Here is a 17777-nt window from a genome sequence, read left to right as displayed (position 1 = left end):
GCATGGCAAGGCGCCGCCAGGCCGTCACGATCAAGCATGTCGCCGCCGATGCCGGAGTCTCGCTCCAGACGGTCAGCCGCGTCATCAACAAGGAGCCGAACGTCCGGCCGGAGATGACGCTCCGTGTCCAGGCGTCGATCGACAAGCTCGGTTACGTGCCCTCGATCGCCGCGCAGCGCATGAGCGGATCGCGCTCCTATCTCATCCTCGCACTCAACGACCGCGAGCGCACCATCGCCGACTGGCGCAAGCGCGAGGGCGCCGACTGGATCGACCAGATGCTGCTCGGCGGCATGCTGACCTGCGCCGAGCATGGCTATCGCATGATCGTCGAGCTGGTCGACACGCATAGCGACCATATCGAGCGCGAGCTGCTCGGCGCGATCGCCGCGCTCCAGCCCGACGGCGTGATCCTCACTCCGCCGCATTCGCAGAATCCGCATATCACCGACCTGCTCGAGGCGCAGAAGATCAGCTTCGCCCGGATCGGCTCGCTCACCGAAGGCCCCGGCTTCGCGCTGACCATGGACGACGAGCATGCCGCGCGCATGGCGACCGAGCATCTTGTCGGGCTCGGCCATCGCCGGATCGGCCTGATCGCCGGATCGCCCGAATATGAGCTCAGCGCCTGGCGCGTGCATGGCTGGCGCGCGGCGATGGCGGAGGCGGGCCTGGACACGACCGGGCTGCTCGCCGAGGGCGATTTCAGCTACGCGTCTGGCCGGCACGCCGCGCTCCATTTGCTCGACAGCGCGACGCCCCCGACCGCGATCATCGCCAGCAACGACCAGATGGCGTTGGCGACGCTCGAGGCAGGGCGCGAGCGCGGCATCAAGGTGCCGCGCGACCTGTCGCTGATCAGCTTCGACGATACCCCGATCGTCCGCTTCACCCATCCGCCCCTGACCGCGGTGGTGCAGCCGATCGCCGATGTCGTCGCGCGCGCGGTCGAGCTGATCATCGCCGACCGCGCGGGCCGCATCGTGCCCAACGCGCCGGTCGTGGTGCCGGCGACGCTGGAACTGCGCAGTTCCACCGCCCCGCCCCGTCAGGGTTGAGCGTCCACCGATTTTCATTGGCAAAGTCCGTTTTCACTGAGATAATAGACGCAGCCGGAATCGAACGACGGGGGAGAGGGAAATGGCGCTCAAGGGCCTCGCATGCTGGGCACTGGCCTCGGCCGTCGCGCTCACGGGCACTGCGCTCGCCGCGCCCGGCCCGCTGCCCCGCATCGACAGCCGCGACGGCCGTCACGCGCTGATCGTCGACGGCAGCCCGTTCCTGATGCTCGGCGCGCAGGTCAATAATTCGAGCGCCTGGCCCGCCATGCTGCCCAAGGTCTGGCCAGTGATCGACCAGCTCCACGCCAACACCGTCGAGGTCCCGATCGCCTGGGAACAGATCGAGCCGCAGGAAGGGAAGTTCGACTTCTCCTTCCTCGACACGCTGCTCGACGAGGCGCGCGAGCACAAGGTCCGCCTCGTGCTGCTCTGGTTCGGTACCTGGAAGAATACCGGCCCCAGCTACGCCCCGTCCTGGGTCAAGCTCGACAACAAGCGCTTCCCCCGCATGATCGACGCCAAGGGCGCGACGCATTACGCGCTCAGCCCGCACGGCGCGACCACGCTGGAGGCGGACAAAAAGGCCTTCGTCGCGCTGATGCGCCACCTGAAGGACCGGGACCAGGCCAACACCGTCATCATGGTGCAGGTCGAGAACGAGCCCGGCAGTTACGGCAGCGCGCGCGATCACTCCGCCGAGGCCGACCGGTTGTTCGCCGGCCAGGTCCCCGCCGCGTTGGTGAAGCAGACCGGCAAGAAACCCGGCAGCTGGGCCCAGCTCTATGGCCGCGATGCCGAGCTGTTCTTCCACAGCTGGTACGTCGCCAGCTATATCGACGCGGTCGCCGCCGCGGGCAAGGCCGTGAAGCCGTTGCCGATGTATGCCAACGCCGCGCTCACCAGCAATCCGTTCGTCTGGCAGGACCCGAACACCTTCGCCTCGGGCGGGCCTTCCCACCCGGTGATCGACGTCTACAAGGCCGCCGCCCCGCATCTCGATGTGGTGAGCCCCGACATCTACAACCCCGATCACGCGCAATATCTCGGCTTCCTCGATCGCTACACGAGACCCGACAATCCTTTGTTCGTGCCCGAGACCGGCAATGCCCGCCCCTATGCCCGCTATTTCTTCCCGGCGATCGGCCGCGGCGCGATCGGCTGGGCGCCGTTCGGCATGGACGCCACGAAATATTCCAACTTCCCGCTCGGCGCCAAGGCGCTCGACCCCGAGACGATCGAAGCCTTTGCCCGCAACTATCGCCTGTTCCGCCCGCTCGAACGAGTCTGGGCCAAGCTCGCTTATGAAGGCCAGGTGTGGGGCGCCGCCGAGCCCACCGATCCCGCTGCAAAGCACGCGCAATCGCTCGATCTCGGCGCGCACAAGGCCACCATCAGCTTCGGCCTCCCGCAATTCGGCACGCCCGCCCCGACGGGCAACGAGACCCCTTCGGGCGGCGTCGCCATCGCGCGGCTCGGCCCGTCCGAATATCTCGTCACCGGCTTCCACGCCCGGGTCGATTTCAGCCTGACCGAGCCCGGCAAGCGTCATCTGATGCTCGAGCGCGTCGAGGAAGGCCATTATGTCGACGGCGCCTGGGTGTTCGACCGCCTGTGGAACGGCGACCAGACCGATTACGGCCTCAACTTCACCTCGGAGCCGCAACTGCTCCGCGTGAAGCTCGCGACCTGGCAATAGGAGAGAAGAAGTGACGCGACTGGATTCACGCATTGCGAGCGCGCTGCTTTCCCTCTCCCAGCGGGAGAGGGAGGGAGCCGCCGAAGGCGGCGGAAGGGTGAGGGTGACCGGCATGAGCGTCTCCCGCTCAACCTCACCCCGCGCTGCTGCGCAGCTTGCCCCTCTCCTGAAAGGAGAGGGGCAGAGGGCCACACTCTTCGCCACGGCAATCCTCCTCGCCACCGCCGCCACCCCCGCGCTCGCCGCCGAGGTCCAGCGCGTCGATCACGGCGTGGTCGTCACCCCCGACAGCGGCCCGGCCAAGCGGGTGCGCATACTCGTCTATGGCGAGGACAAGTTCCGCGTCACCGCCGTCCCCGGCACCAGCCTCGACCTGCCCGACAGCTTCATGGTCGTCGCCAGGCCGCACGGCACCCTGACCGTCACCGAAGCCAACGGCCTGGTCACCCTAAAGGCGACCAAAGCCACCGCCGAGATCCGCCTGAGCGACGGCCATGTCGCCTTCCGCGACGCCAGCGGCAAGCTCACCCTGGACGAAGCCGCGCGCGGCGCCTTCAAGCTCGTCACCCTCGACGGCAAGCCCTGGCTCGCCACGCAGCAGCAGTTCAACCGCGGCACCGACGAAGGCTTTTACGGCCTCGGCCAGCACCAGAACCGCCAGATGAATTACAATGGCGAGGACGTCGAGCTCGCCCAGCACAATATGGACATCGCCGTCCCCTTCCTCGTCTCCACCCGCAAGTACGGGCTGCTCTGGGACAACAACTCGATCACCCGCTTCGGCAACCCCACGCCCTATGCGTTCGTCGGCACGACGCTGAAGGTGACGAGCGGCGGCACGCCCGGCTGGAAAGCTGAGTATTATCTCGGCGACCGGCTCGCGGTGACCAGGCAGGAGCCCGTGATCAATTACGAATATATCCGCGACCAGGACAAATGGCCCGCCGCCGCGAAGGCGCAGACGGTGGCTTCGGCCGATAGCGGCCAGAACACCGCCGGCAAGACCGTGCAGACCCAGCATGTCGTCTGGACCGGCGCCGTCACCCCGGAGACCACCGGCGAGCATAAATTCCGCCTCTATTCCTCCAGCTATGTGAAGGTCTTCGCCGACGGCAAGCTGGTGCTGGAGCGCTGGCGCCAGAACTGGAACCCCTGGTTCCACAATTTCACCCTGCCCATGGTCAAGGGCAAGCCGGTGAACCTGCGCATCGAATGGGAGCCGAACGCGGGCTATATCGCCTTCTACCATAATGACCCCCTGCCCGCCCCCGACCGCCACTCGCTGTGGATGTCCTCGGATGTCGGCAAGGCGACCGATTATTATTATGTCGGCGGCACCAGCATGGACACTGTCGTCGCCGGCTATCGCGACCTGACCGGCAAGGCCGCGATGCTGCCCAAATGGGCCTATGGCTTCTGGCAGAGCCGCCAGCGCTACGAGACGCAGGAGCAATTGCTCGGCGTCGTCCGCGAATACCGCAAGCGCCGCATCCCGCTCGACAATATCGTGCAGGACTGGTTCTACTGGCCCGAGGACCAATGGGGCAGCCACGAGTTCGACAGGAAGCGCTTCCCCGACCCCAAGGCGATGGTCGACGAAGTCCATGCGCTCGACGCCAACATCATGATTTCGGTCTGGCCGAAATTCTACCCGAACACCGCGAACGCGAAGGAGCTCGACGCCAAGGGCTATCTCTATCACGGCAATCTCGACGCGAAGCGCAAGGACTGGGTCGGCCCCGGCTATCTCAACACCGATTACGATCCCTATGCGGCCGAGGCGCGGGCAATCTATTTCCGCCAGGTCCGCGAGCGGCTGGTGACGCTCGGCTTCGACGCCTGGTGGATGGACGCGACCGAGCCCGACATCCACTCCAACCTGTCGATCGACGAACGCATCGACGCGATGGGCCCGACCGCGAAAGGGCCCGGCGCCGCCTTGTTCAACAGCTTCCCGCTGGTCCACGCCCAGGGCATGGCGGAGGGCCTGCGCGACGCGCGGCCCGACGTTCGCCCCTTCATCCTTACCCGCTCGGGCTTTGGCGGGCTGCAACGCACCAGCTCGGCGGTGTGGTCGGGCGACACCGCCGCGCGCTGGGACGATCTGCGCGACCAGATCTCGGCCGGCGTCAACGTGTCGATGTCGGGCCTGCCCAACTGGACGCACGACATCGGCGGCTTCGCGGTGGAGGACCGCTACACCAACCAGCTGCCCGAGGCCCGGGCCGAATGGCGCGAGCTCAATTTACGCTGGTTCCAGTTCGGCGCGTTCAGCCCGCTGTTCCGCAGCCATGGCGAGACGCCGAAGCGCGAGATCTACGAAATCTCGGCCGACGACCCGGCGATGCAGCGCTCGATGATCTGGTACGATCAGCTCCGCTACCGGCTGATGCCCTATATCTACACGCTCGGCGCTGACACCAATTTGAGGGACGGCTCGATCATGCGCGGCCTGGTGATGGATTTCGCCGCCGACAAAAAGACGTGGAGCATCGACGACGAATATCTGTTCGGCCCCAGCCTGCTCGTCGCCCCGGTCACTCAGTTCAAGGCGCGCACCCGCCAGGTCTATCTGCCCGCCGGCGCCGACTGGTACGACTTCAACACCGGCGCATACCATCCGGGCGGCCGCACGATCACCGCGGCGGCCCCCTACGAGCGCATGCCCCTCTTCGTTCGCGCCGGCAGCATCCTGCCCACCGGCCCCGAGGTGCAGTCGACGAAGGACCAACCCGACGGCCCGCTCGTCCTCCACGTCTTCACCGGCGCCGATGCCAGCTTCTCGCTCTACGAGGACGACGGGGTGAGCCCGGCCTATCTCCAGGGCAACTATGCGCGCGTGCCGATCGCGTGGAACCAGGCGACGCGCACGCTCACCATCGGCGCGCGCGAGGGTGGGTATGAGGGGATGCCGGCGAAGCGGTCGGTGTCGGTGCGGTTCTACGGGCCAGGCAAGGCGGTGGCGCCGGACTTTGCGGAGAATGGGGCGACTGGGGTGGTGTATGAGGGGAAGGCGGTTACGGTACGGGAGCGGTGAGAGGGTACGGTGTTCGGGTAAATATAGCTAAGCCAATTGTGGCCGTCAGTCTCGGCAATCATGACGGGTAGTAAGATCAAATACGATAGTTACTAGAGGCTTTCACTATCGGTTAAATTATAGACCTTTACTAAAATTTAGTCGGGGAGTGAGATTCCTATGCGCTTTGCTAGCGCAGTGGCGAATGACCGAACCTTACTCTTCCTTCCTGGCCCCTTCTGCCAACGACGCAATGAATGCCGGGTTAGCTCTCGCAATGGAATATCCAGTGACATGCCAATAGCGCGAAAGCGATCGTGGTGGTCTTGGCCTGCGGTTTCGGCTAACGCATCCTCAATTCGCCCCACCGATCGTTCGGTGACGGCCGCAAACTTTGCGACATCGTTCGCAATTGATTCAATCAGTTCGATCTCCATCGCAGCACTGAAGGGCAAGAAATCAAAGCGATTGGCAGATGGCCATGGGGCCACTTCAGCCTTAGCGTCTCCGTCCACGATTCCCAAAAAAGCCACGGATTCTACGCCCTCCGGTAGGCTCTCAATCGACGCGCGAATTGGCCCTAGCCCTCCCTTAGTTAGAACCTCTAGCTTCGCGGACACATGAAACTCGAACTGCGCGAGAAGTTCCTCGAGCACAAACTTTGCAACGTCATCCTCTACGAAAATTATTGCGACTCTCTGTGGCGCCAGCCCTAGTCTAGATAAAACTCTCTCTTTGGCTTCTCTTGAAGTCGGCACCAAATACTGCCCACCTGAGCTCCTAATCGACAATATCGTACTACGCGAAAAATGAGTAGCAACTTCACTCGAGTGAGTAGTGATCGCAAATGCAAGCCTATATTTAACGGCAGCCCAGCTTATTAGCATAAATATTGCACCGTGGCTGGCAGGCGGCAAATATGCTTCAGGCTCCTCAATTAGAATCACCGAGAGAGGATCGTATGACTGCATAGACCATGCGAGGTATAGGATAGATAATTCGCCAGTCGACATGGTACGGGAGTTGTATGAAATATCACCTACGCCGACTTCAAAGTAAGGGAAGACCCGGTCATCCGGACCCTCAAGTTCGTAAACGGAAATACTAGTATAGTCCTTGCGACATACAAACGCAGCAAGCTCAAGAATTTCTCTCGGTAGAGAGCTAGCAGCTATCCCCTCTTTGGAAACATCAACATCGTTCGATTTGAAAAACTTATCCAGATCAGAAGTTCGCTGGGCAAGGCCTATCAAATCGACTCGAGGACCGTATCCTTGCGCAGGTAGGGGTGTACCATTTAGTTCTATTTCTCTTTCGAATAGGCCATTTGGCGTCATTACTGACAATCCGGCTGCAGCACCATCTATGCGTGGTGGTACTTCCGTAGTGCCGTCACCGGAGACGAGGCACAAATACATTAGGTTGAGAAGGGCGCTCTTGCCCGATCCGGTACCTCCACAGATTGCAAGATGAGCACTTGCCAACGTCACGGACGCATCGGCGAATCCGGTCAGAGAGCTGAATCGGAAAGAGGTAAAGTGCGGCACCGCCGCCAAATTGCGCTTCTCTAACGCTTTTTTATATCACCTTGCTTGGCGAGCTTCACGATGCTTGTCCCATCCGCCCGCGAGCTCACTTTCGACTAATGCGCGCTCACCTAAGTCGGTCGGCATTTCTGAAAGCCGATGTGTGGTGTGTGTAATAAATTCAGCCCGAGCGCGCATCACCGGCAATCCCAACGCGTCCTGCGGAGCTACGCGAAATGCAACTAGGTTTAGTACCATATCGCGTAACAGAAGAGAATTTACGTCATTTACTCTCGAGGATGCTCGATCATTAAAAATTACCAATACTTCACTTACCGCCCGGTCGCGACTCAAAGCAGTGTACAATTCTGTTTCCGGCGGAATAAGGCTGAGGCGGGCCCCATGCACGCTTCGAATGGCTTCGAACGCGTTGAAGAAATCCTTGAAGAAATCAAAGAATCTCGGTGAAGAGACCCAGCGGTTGTCGCAAACAAAAAACAACCAAGAGAACAAGCTAGCTTTATTTTGTTTCCAAGGATACTCGCTCACGTACGCCGATGATAGAGTCCGTATCGATTGAGATATCGCGTTGATAATATCTCTATTGAACGCGGATCCCATACGATATCGTAGCTCCAAGCTATACGCAGTCAGCTTTGCCGACAAGGATCTTGCCTCCAAGCAGACGGCCAATCTCGATAATACGTCGTCAAAATTCATTCTAGAGTTGGTAAATCCCAGCCCTATCTGCGAGAACGATGTCTCCAGTTCTTCAGCGAGGCGTTTCACTTGGTTTCGAGGCTCACCGACCAGCGCATTGCGCTGCTCCGCGGCCGTTAAGGCTGTTAGCTGATTTAATCGAAAAAATAATTCTCCCGGCTCCTCGGGCCGGTAGTCCCTAAGTCTCACCGTCGTCAGCGGGAAACGCTTAAATCGCGATTTCGCGCGATCAGGTAGCTGAGAGAAATAAAGTCCGCCCACACTGATGACGCGGTCGTCGGCGGGGGCAATACTGCCATCTACAGTAAACTCGTCATTCATGAACTCGATGATAGTTCTAAGTCGTTGCTGACCGTCGAGCACCTCCTCACGGTCCAGGTCATCATTTACAACAATATGAATTGCTGGAATATACCATTCTCTTAGGATCGTGTCTATCAGACGCCTTTTTTTTGCATCAGACCATACTTGGCCGCGCTGAAAATCAGGCTGCAAATCGAGTTCATTGTTTTGGACCTTCTCAACGAGGTGTGAGACGTCCATGGAGGATTGGTCGAGCCGCATATGAACGTCATAGCTGCCAGAGCGCCACAATCAAACATATCCGTTTGGCATCTGCCACTACTGGCACGTACAACGCCCCCTTTCTCACGGGCAATCATCGGCTTCACGAATTGAAAGGCTGTTACACAGATGCGACGTGCTCGGTCACCGACTGGCACACTCCCTGACCTCGCCATACGGTGCCAATTTACTTAACCCCTTAATCCGCCACCCTGCCTATCGCCTTCCGCGAAAACCCGGATTCAGGTGACGGCGCATCAAATTAGGACGGTTGCGTCTTGTACGGTTCGGTCGGTCGCTCAACGACAAGCATCCGGTGAACCTCATTTGTCAGCAGCCTCAGCGCAGCCACGATCGCGCGGAAGCAGACTGCCGGGATATCAGTGACAGTGCACTTAACTACGCGTGCGTTTAGCAGAATCTAGCAATATCAGTGGCTTATCGTCTTCCAGACCATCAAAAAATGTCAGCGACCCTCATGACATTATGACCACCCACCCCATCGATTCAAACCTCACCCCACCGCCGCTATTTCGGCACCATGATCTACAAACCAGAATTCGCCGATCAGGCCCGCCTCCTGTGCCGCCTCGGCGCCACCGACGAGGAACTGGCCGAGCATTTCGGCGCCTGTGTCCGCACCATCTATCGCTGGCGCAACACGCATGAGGCATTCGCCGACGCCGTTATCGCCGGCAAGGACCACGCCGACGCCCGCGTCGAGCGCGCGCTCTATGCCCGCGCCGTAGGCTGCACCGTGGAGCGCACCAAAGTCTTCAAGAGCGCTGGCGAAGACCCGGTCTATGCCACCTACCAGCATCATTTGCCGCCCGACACCAATGCCGCGCTGAACTGGCTTCGCGTCCGTCAGCCGAAGAAATGGCGCATGGCGGAAAAGGAGGAGGAGATGAGCGAGAGCCGGATGGCCCTTGCGGCGTTCGTCCGCCGCTGCGAGGCCAGAGACGAAGAGAAAAGGCTGGCGCAACAGCGGGAGCAGCAGGCGTCGGCACCACCGCCGCCGCCAGAAGCCCCGGATACGGACCCCGATCTGGAGCCCGACCCTGACCTGGACACCTGTCCGGATGACGAGCCGGCCAAGGGGCCCTGCTCATCCCCGGACGAAGAGCCGGCCTCCTATGCAGGGCCGGCTGCACCGTCGGCGCCAGGCCTCTGGGAGCCGACGCCGACGCCGAAACCGCCACGGCCGCCGCACGCGCCGCCCCCTTTCGCACGCGCACAGCCGCCGGTCGCCGCCCCGCAACCGGTCGCACCCCGGTTCCCGGTCCTTGACATTACCCCTCGTGGCTATCGTTAGCCCCACCGCCCGTCCCGGCCGCGCGTCAGACCAGCCCTGCGCCCTCCAGCGCAATCACCGGCACGATCTCCCCCGGCCCAGCCCGCGGCAAGGTCAGCCTCAGCCCCGAGCCATCCCGGTCGAACGCGATCGGGCCGCCGCCGACCAGGCTCGCCCGTTCGATCCGCGCCCCCGGCATCGCGCGCGACGCCAGCGAAGCGATCGTCACCGGCCCCTCGGGCCAGCGCAGCAGCGCGGCGAACAGCGTGCCGTTCTTCACCGTGAAGCGCACATCCTGCGCGGTGAAGGCGCCCGCCTTGCCCTCGTTCATATGGCCAGCGCTGAGCTGGGTCGGCCCCTCGCCATAATGGCGCCAGGGCCGCGATCCGTAAATCGCCGTCTCGCCGTTGCGCGCCATCCAGCGCGTGATGCCGGCGACGATCGTCTCTTCCTCGCTGTCGATCGTCCCGTCGCCGCGCATCGGGATGGAGAGCAGCAGATTGCCGTTCTTCGACACCACGTCGCACAGCCGCTGGATCACCTGCTCGGCGGGCACGTAGCTTTTGTTGTCGAAGCGGGCGCGGTTGTAATGCCAGTCGCCGATGCAGGTGCAGGTCTGCCACGGCTCGGGGCGCAGCCGGTCGCTGAAGCCGCGCTCCACATCCTCCACCATCGCGCGCCGCTGATAGGGGGTGAGCAGCTTGCCCGTCGCGACCACGTCGATGCTGCCATGCTCGCGCTGCGACTGAGCGTAGAAGTGCGCCAGCGCCTCGACCCCGGTCGCGCCGAAGGGCAGGCCGGTATCGTCGAAATAGACCATGTCGGGCCGGTATTTCTCGACCAGCTCCTTCTGCCGGAGCAGCCAGGTGGCGACAAAGGCCGGCGGCGCGGGCGGCGATCCTTCCATCCAGCGCCCGTCATGCACTTCGTGCCACGCGTCCATCGCCGCGATCGATCCGATGCCGTCGGGCGGCACGAAGCTGGGGCCGACATAGAGCTCCTGGGGGTCGAGCCCGTCCCACCAGCTGCCCTTGCCCTGGCTCTTGCGCAGTTTGAACGCGTCGTAACGCTGCCCGGCGCGCGGGCCGACCGCGTCATAGCCATAGGCCGTCTGCCACCAGTGCCAGGCATGCGCGCTATGGTTGCTCACCCCGAAGCGCAGCCCCTCGCGCCGCACGATCTTCTCCCACGTCCCGATGATGTCGCGCTTCGGCCCGACCCGCAGGGTGTTCCAGGCATGGTGGCTGCTGTCGAACGTGTCGAGATTGTCGTGGTGGTTGGCGATCGCCATGAAATATTTGGCGCCGGCTTTCTTGTAGAGCGCGATCAGCGTCTCGGGGTCCCAATGCTCCGCCTTCCAGCGGTTCTCGATCTCCATGAAGCCGGTGTCGGCCGGGTGGCCATGGGTCTTCAAATGATGCTCGTAGAATGGGTTGCCCTGCACGTACATCAGTCGGCCGTACCAGTCGCCGAACTCGGGCACGCACTGCGCGCTCCAATGCGCCCAGATGCCGAATTTCGCGTCGCGGAACCAGCGCGGCGTCTCATAGTCCCGGATGATCGAGGACCAGTTGGCGTCGACCTGCCTCGCCTGCGCCGTCGCGGTCAGCGAGGCCCCCGCCAGGCCGGCCGCCCCGCCGAGAAAGCCGCGCCGGTCGATCATGCCGCCGACGCGGTGCCGACCGGGCTGAACGCGAAGCCCGCGAGCGTCGCCGGCTTCATCTCGATCGAGAAACCCGGCGCGGTCGGCGGCATGTACGCCGCGCCCTTCACCACACAGGGCGTCACGAAATGCTCGTGCAGATGATCGACATATTCCGCCACGCGTCCCTCGGTCGTGCCCGAAAAGCAGAGATAGTCGATCATCGACAGATGCTGGACATATTCGCACAGCCCGACGCCGCCGGCATGCGGGCACACCGCCAGGCCCTGCTTGGCCGCCATCAGCAGCACCGCGAGCACTTCGTTCACCCCGCCCAGCCGGCACGCGTCGATCTGCACCACGTCGATCGCGCCGCGGCTGATGAACTGTTTGAACATCACCCGGTTCTGGCACATCTCGCCGCTCGCCACTTCGATCGGCGCGATTGCCTGGCGGATACGGCGATGCCCCTCGATATCGTCCGGGCTGGTCGGCTCCTCGATGAACCAGGGGTCGGCAAAGGCGAGCGCCTTCACCCGCTCGATCGCTTCGTCCACGTCCCAGATCTGGTTGGCGTCGATCATCAGCTTCACGTCGGGGCCGATCACCTCGCGCGCGATCGTCACGCGGCGGCGGTCGTCCTCCGGGTTGGCGCCGACCTTCAGCTTGATATGGCCGAAGCCGTCGCTCACTGCCTTGGCGCACAGCCGCCGCAGCTTCTCGTCCGAATAGCCGAGCCACCCCGCCGAGGTGGTGTAGCAGGGATAGCCCTTCGCCTTCAGCGTCTCGACCCGCGCCGCCTTGCCGGCCGACCGCTCCTCGAGCAGCGCCACCGCTTCCTCGGGCGTGATGAAGTCGGAGATATAGCGGAAGTCGATCAGCCCGACGATCTCGGCCGGGCTCATCTCGGCGATCAGCTGCCACAGCGGTTTGCCCGCCTGCTTGGCCAGCAGGTCCCACACCGCGTTGACGATCGCTCCGGTCGCGAGGTGGATCACGCCCTTTTCCGGCCCGATCCAGCGCAACTGGCTGTCGCTCGTCACATGCCGCCAGAAGCGCGCGCCGTCCTCGCGGATCCAGTCGAGGTCGAGCCCCACCACCAGCGGTGCCAGGGCCGCGATCGCCGCGCAGCAGATCTCGTTGCCGCGCCCGATGGTGAAGGTCAGTCCATGCCCCGTCAGCCCCGGCTCGTCGGTGTCGAGGATGCAATAAGCGGCCGAATAATCGGGGTCGGGATTCATCGCATCCGACCCGTCGAGCATCAGCGCGGTGGGAAAGCGCAGGTCGACGATCCGGACGCCGGTGATGGTCGTCATGCGCGACCCCGATACGCGGGACGGCGGTCACTACAGCACCTCACTCGACCCCTCCCCGGCACGCCGTACCAGCCCCTCTCTTGCCCGACACTTCGTTCGCGGGTGATGAGCATTTTCATAGGTGGGAATGATGGGCAGCGCAAGCGCACAGTGGTTGGGGGCGGCGTTTTGGGGTGTGGGGATGCGTCTATTCACTTCCTTGTGCTCCCGCGAAGGCGGGAGCCCAGCCTGGGCTCCCGCCTTCGCGGGAGCACAAGGAAGCATGGAACGGCCTCAGCGCATCACCGAGCCACGAAAATCAGATCCGGCTATCGCCCTCGACCAGCTGATCCGAGATCCGGTCAGCCGCCGCACGCACATAGGCGCCGGCATCGGCCCGCGGCAGATGCGGCCCGAGCTTCTTGAGGAACGGCACGGTCAGCGCCGCCGCCGCCACGCCGCCGCGCATCACCGGCGCGGAGATGTCGGTCACGCCCGCCACGAACTTGCTCGGCGTCAGCTCGACGCGGCGCTTGCGCACCTCGTCGGCATGCGCGCGAAAGCTGGCCAGTTCCTCGTCGCCGAGCGGCGGGCTGAGCAGCTTTTCCCAGCGCCGGCGCACATCCTCGGGCTGAAAGGCATAGAGCACTGCGCCCGATGCCGCCTGGTGCAGCGGCCGCCGGTAGCCGACGCGCACCGAGAAGCCGAGTTGCTCGCTCGACTCCATCCGCGCCACCACCACCATCTCGCCCAGCGTGTGCACCGCGAGATGGCAGGACTGGCCGAGATCGAGCGACAGCTGGCGCATCACCGGCAGCGCCAGTTCGACCAGGCTGTACATCCGCGGCTGCTGCATGCCGAGCGAGAACAGCCGGTCAGTCAGCAGATAGCCCTCGGCCGCCGAATCCTGCTCGATATAGCCGCGGAACTCGAGCACCTGGACCATGCGGAACAGCTCGCCATGCGATCGCCCCAGCTCGTTGACGATTCCGGTCAGGGTCATCGGCCCGCGCGCGGTCGCCAGCAGCTCCAGGATGTCGAGCCCCTTCTCCAGCGCGGGCGCCTTGTAGCGGCGGTCGTCGTCGTCGATGGTGGTCTCGTCTGATGGCACGCCGCGCCTCGCTGCTCGATCGGGGGATGCGATCAGATAGGACCGTCGATGGTCGGGCGGCAACCGTTTCGTCACGGGGGTCCGCTCAGCGCTTCGGCACCGCGATCTCGAACCGGTGCGGCTCGCCCGCGACCAGGATCGTCGCGGTGACCATGGCCGTCTTGCCGCGCTTGAGCTTCGTGGTGACGACCTGCCCGCCATCGGCCGCGCCCGGCTTCAGCGTGATCGGCTTGAGCAGCACGGCGTCGAGCGCCGCCACCGCCGCCTCGGCCCTGGGGTCGCGCCGCTTCGACCGGTCGATCGTCCCCTGCGGCACGCCGGCCGTGGTCGTGCCCATGCCGCCGGTGAAACCGGTGACGTCGGTCTGCCCGTTGGGCGTGACCAGCAACGCGGCGCCGGCATGGCCCTGGCTGGTGTCCTCGGTCACGCTGCCCGGCCGGCCGCCGCCCTGCTCCGCCAGCAGGGTCGCGCGCGGGACCAGCGGCACGGGCGCGCCGTCCGCCGTCGCCACCGCGACATCGCCCGGCCCGAAGCTCAGCGGCGCCGTGCCCCGGTTCAGCACGACGATGCGCAACACCAGCCGCCCGTCCGACAGAGTCGGATCGGCCACGACATGCACCTCGCCGCTCGCCCGGCGCGATACCAGCTCGGCGCCCGCCTCTCCGCGCACCGGCGCGGCGTCCTGTGCCACCACCGGCGCGGCGCATCCCAGCGCCACCGCGAATGCCCATCCAGCCTGTCTCATCCGTCTCTCCTCACCCGGCGCCGCAATGGCGGTCGATGAACTGGGCATGCCCCGGCATGCCCGCCGCCGTGGTCGCGATCACCTTGCGCATCCCGGCCAGCACGGCCCGCGCCTCGTTCAGCGGCACCACTTCGGCCAGCGTGTCGTAGCGCTGCGGGCTGATCCCCTGGCCGAGCAGCACCGCGAGCCAGCTCGCTTCGTGGAACAGGTCCTTGTCGCGCTCGATCAGCCGGCCACTATGGCGGAACATCTCGATCTTCGCGGCCAGCGTATCGGGAATGTCCATCTCGCGGCATCCCTGCCAGAACGGTCCCTCGCGCTCGGTCGCCTGGTAATGCAGCACCAGGAAATCGCGCACTGATTCAAATTCCCGCGCGACCAGACGATTATATTCCTGCCTGACGCGCGGATCGAAATCGCGGTCGGGAAACCAGGCGAGCAATTTGGTGATGCCGCTCTGGACGAGGTGAAGGCTGGTCGATTCGAGCGGCTCGAGGAAGCCCGAGGCGAGCCCGAGGGTGACCACGTTGCGTTCCCAGGCGACCTTGCGCTGCCCGGTGGTGAAGCGCAGCCGGCGCGGATCGCCGGTCGCGGGCGTGTCGAGGCTGGCGAGCAGGATGCGCTCGGCCGCGTCATCGTCCATATGGCGGCTGCAATAGACATGGCCGTTGCCGGTGCGGTGCTGCAGCGGGATGCGCCATTGCCACCCGGCCGGCCGCGCGGTCGACCTGGTATAGGGCGGCAGGTCCGCCATGCGTTCGCTCGGCACCGCGATCGCCCGGTCGCACGGCAGCCACCGGCTCCAGTCGTCATAGCCGACCCCCAGCGCCCCGCCGATCAGCAGCGCGCGAAAGCCGGTGCAGTCGAGGAACAGCTCGGCCTCCAGCCGCCGACCGTCCTCCAGCACCAGCGCCTCGACGAACCCGCTCTCCGGCTTGAGCGCCACTTCGGCGATCTTGCCCTCGATCCGCGTCACTCCCCGCGCTTCGGCATAGGCACGCAGATAGGCGGCATAGAGCCCGGCATCGAAGTGATAGGCATAGGAGAAGGTCGAGAAGACCGAGCGCGGATCATTGGGCGGCCGGTCGAAGCGATTGAGGTACGCCGCGGCCTCAGTCAGCGAATAGGCCGAGAGCGGGGTCGTATCCCCCTCGGCCCGCGCGCGCAGCCATTGCTGGTGGAACGGCGTCATCCCGAAATCGTCGCCATAGCGCCCGAACGGGTGGAAATAGCGATGCCCCGGCCGCAGCCAGTCGGCGAACTCGATGCCGAGTTTGAACGTCCCCTGCGTCGCGCGGACGAACGCCGCCTCGTCGATGCCGAGGATGCGGTTGAACGCCTGGATCGGCGGGATGGTCGCCTCGCCCACCCCGACGGTGCCGATCTCCTCGGACTCCACCAGGGTGATGCGGCATCCGGTGCCGACCAGCGCGGCGGACAGCGCGGCCGCCGCCATCCAGCCCGCACTGCCGCCGCCCGCGACCAGGATCGAGCGGATGGCGTTGCCGTCGGTCATGCGGCCAGCGGCGCCGGGCAGCAGCGGGCGAGGAAGGTCGCATGATCGGGCATCGTCTCCGCCGCCCGCGCGATCGCCGCGCGGCGCTGCGCCATGCCGCCGCGCAGATGCTCGAGCGGCAGCTGGTCGACGATCGGGTCATAGCGCCGCGGCAGCACGCCATTGCCGAGGAAGATCGAGACCCAGCTCGGCTCCTGATAGGATTCCTCGCAGTAGAGCGGCACCTTGCCGCCCGCTTCCCACACCGCGATCTTGCGCGCGAGCGTCTCCGGGATCTCGGCCGCGCGGCACTGCGACCACATCGCCTCCGGCCGGCGGCTGCGGCAATAATGCAGGATCAGGAAGTCGCGGATCCGCTCATATTCGTTCGCGGTGACGCGGTTATACTCGTCGATCAGTATCGGATCGAAGCGCTTGTCAGGCAGCATCTCCACGAGCCGCGCAAGCCCGGTCTGGATCAGCTGGATGCTCGAGGATTCGAGCGGCTCCAGGAACCCGGCGGCAAGCCCGATCGCGACGACGTTGCGATGCCAGAACTGCGCGCGTCGCCCCGTGGTGAAGCGCAGCAGCCGAGGCTCGCCGAGTGGGGCGCCGTCGAGATTGTCGAGCAGGGTCGCCACCGCTTCGTCATCGGAGATAAAGGCGCTGGCATAGACGTGCCCGTTGCCGATCCGGTGCTGCAGCGGGATGCGCCATTGCCAGCCCGCGGCGCGCGCGGTCGACCGGGTGAACGGGGTCATCCGCCCCCGCCGTTCGCACCCCACCGCGACCGCGCGGTCGCACGGCAGCAGATGCGACCAGTCGACATAACCGACGCCGAGCGCCCGCGCGATCAGCAACGCGGCAAAGCCAGTACAATCGATGAAGAAATCCCCGGCAATGGCCTCGCCGCCGTCCTGCATCGTCAGGCTGGCGACATTGCCGGTGTCGGGATCGAGCACGACATCGCCAATCCGCCCCTCACGCCGCCGCACACCACGCGCCTCGGCATAGCCGCGCAGATAGCGGGCATAGAGGCCGGCATCGAAATGATAGGCATATTTGTAGAACGCCGCTTCACCCCGCATCGCCTCGGGCGGCGCGAAGCGGTCGCGGCGCGCGGCCGCATAGGGCATCGACCAGTCCTCGATCGGCGCGGTCTCGCCCGCCTCGTGCAGCTTCAGCCAATGGTGATGCGGCGCCACGCCCTGGATGGCGTCGCCATAATCGCCAAAGCCATGGAAATGGACATTGCCCGCCTCGCCCCAGTCGCGGAACTCGATGCCCAGCTTGAAGGTGCCGTTGGTCTTCGCGACGAAGTCGGGCTCGTCGATGCCGAGCAGCCCGTTATACTGGGTGATCAGCGGTACCGTCGCCTCACCCACGCCGATCGTGCCGATCTCGTCGGACTCCACCAGCACGATCTCGGCAAAGGGCGGCGGCATCAGCCGCGCGAGCAACGCGGCCGCCATCCAGCCCGCGGTCCCGCCGCCGGCGATCACGATCCTGCGGACGGGCGCCTCACTCATGGAAACGGTCTACGCAATCAGGAGGGTCATAGTAGCCAAAAAACGCCCCCGGATCGCTCCGGGGGCGCAAGGTTACAGGAGGG

12 protein-coding genes are annotated in these 17777 nt (G+C 64.5%); 4 read left to right on the top strand and 8 right to left on the bottom strand.

The annotated features are described in order from the left end of the window. Window positions 1-2: 2 nt before the first annotated feature. The 3 genes from ACZ1I5_RS00820 to ACZ1I5_RS00810 all read left to right on the top strand — a co-directional run bounded on the left by ACZ1I5_RS00820 (window position 3) and on the right by ACZ1I5_RS00810 (window position 5794). Window positions 3-1058 carry a LacI family DNA-binding transcriptional regulator gene (locus ACZ1I5_RS00820; protein ID WP_465171848.1) on the top strand — a complete coding sequence of 352 codons (1056 nt, stop codon included), beginning with the start codon at window positions 3-5 and terminating at the stop codon, window positions 1056-1058. Window positions 1059-1140: 82 nt separating this feature from the next. Continuing rightward, on the top strand, window positions 1141-2757 hold the full coding sequence (locus tag ACZ1I5_RS00815; protein WP_465171847.1) for a DUF5597 domain-containing protein: 1617 nt from the start codon (window positions 1141-1143) through the stop codon (window positions 2755-2757). A gap of 112 nt (window positions 2758-2869) precedes the next feature. Beyond that, window positions 2870-5794 carry a TIM-barrel domain-containing protein gene (locus ACZ1I5_RS00810; protein WP_465171846.1) on the top strand — a complete coding sequence of 975 codons (2925 nt, stop codon included), beginning with the start codon at window positions 2870-2872 and terminating at the stop codon, window positions 5792-5794. Between the two features lie 137 nt (window positions 5795-5931). Here the strand turns inward: ACZ1I5_RS00810 and ACZ1I5_RS00805 are convergent, their stop codons facing one another. Together ACZ1I5_RS00805 and ACZ1I5_RS00800 are read right to left on the bottom strand one after the other, a co-directional pair. Beyond that, the gene (locus ACZ1I5_RS00805) at window positions 5932-7263 is read right to left on the bottom strand and encodes an OLD family protein (protein WP_465171845.1); all 1332 of its coding nucleotides are present in this window, start codon (window positions 7261-7263) and stop codon (window positions 5932-5934) included. A 93-nt stretch (window positions 7264-7356) separates the two neighbouring features. Beyond that, complete coding sequence (locus tag ACZ1I5_RS00800) at window positions 7357-8583, bottom strand: DUF262 domain-containing protein (RefSeq protein ID WP_465171844.1); 1227 nt, start codon at window positions 8581-8583, stop codon at window positions 7357-7359. A 541-nt stretch (window positions 8584-9124) separates the two neighbouring features. Here ACZ1I5_RS00800 and ACZ1I5_RS00795 point away from each other — a divergent pair. After that, entirely contained in the window at window positions 9125-9898 is a 774-nt protein-coding gene (locus ACZ1I5_RS00795) for a hypothetical protein (protein ID WP_465171843.1), read from the top strand. Window positions 9899-9923: 25 nt separating this feature from the next. Here the strand turns inward: ACZ1I5_RS00795 and ACZ1I5_RS00790 are convergent, their stop codons facing one another. From ACZ1I5_RS00790 to ACZ1I5_RS00765, 6 genes are all read right to left on the bottom strand, one after another. Continuing rightward, window positions 9924-11540 carry an alpha-L-fucosidase gene (locus ACZ1I5_RS00790; RefSeq protein WP_465171842.1) on the bottom strand — a complete coding sequence of 539 codons (1617 nt, stop codon included), beginning with the start codon at window positions 11538-11540 and terminating at the stop codon, window positions 9924-9926. Next, the gene (locus tag ACZ1I5_RS00785) at window positions 11537-12835 is read right to left on the bottom strand and encodes an L-fuconate dehydratase (RefSeq protein WP_465171841.1); all 1299 of its coding nucleotides are present in this window, start codon (window positions 12833-12835) and stop codon (window positions 11537-11539) included. The genes ACZ1I5_RS00790 and ACZ1I5_RS00785 overlap by 4 nt, the downstream gene beginning before the upstream one ends. Before the next feature lie 298 nt (window positions 12836-13133). Further along, window positions 13134-13925: an IclR family transcriptional regulator gene (locus ACZ1I5_RS00780; RefSeq protein WP_465171840.1), complete on the bottom strand. Its 792-nt coding sequence runs from the start codon at window positions 13923-13925 to the stop codon at window positions 13134-13136. Window positions 13926-14010: 85 nt separating this feature from the next. After that, complete coding sequence (locus ACZ1I5_RS00775; protein ID WP_465171839.1) at window positions 14011-14670, bottom strand: hypothetical protein; 660 nt, start codon at window positions 14668-14670, stop codon at window positions 14011-14013. Between the two features lie 10 nt (window positions 14671-14680). Then, window positions 14681-16186: a tryptophan halogenase family protein gene (locus tag ACZ1I5_RS00770; protein ID WP_465171838.1), complete on the bottom strand. Its 1506-nt coding sequence runs from the start codon at window positions 16184-16186 to the stop codon at window positions 14681-14683. Next, on the bottom strand, window positions 16183-17694 hold the full coding sequence (locus ACZ1I5_RS00765; RefSeq protein WP_465171837.1) for a tryptophan halogenase family protein: 1512 nt from the start codon (window positions 17692-17694) through the stop codon (window positions 16183-16185). The genes ACZ1I5_RS00770 and ACZ1I5_RS00765 overlap by 4 nt, the downstream gene beginning before the upstream one ends. Window positions 17695-17777: the final 83 nt, after the last annotated feature.

This window comes from Sphingomonas sp. BL-S-30 (assembly GCF_055521475.1).
The sequence above is the reverse complement of the archived record's forward strand: the minus strand, read 5'-3'. Positions and strand labels throughout refer to the sequence as shown.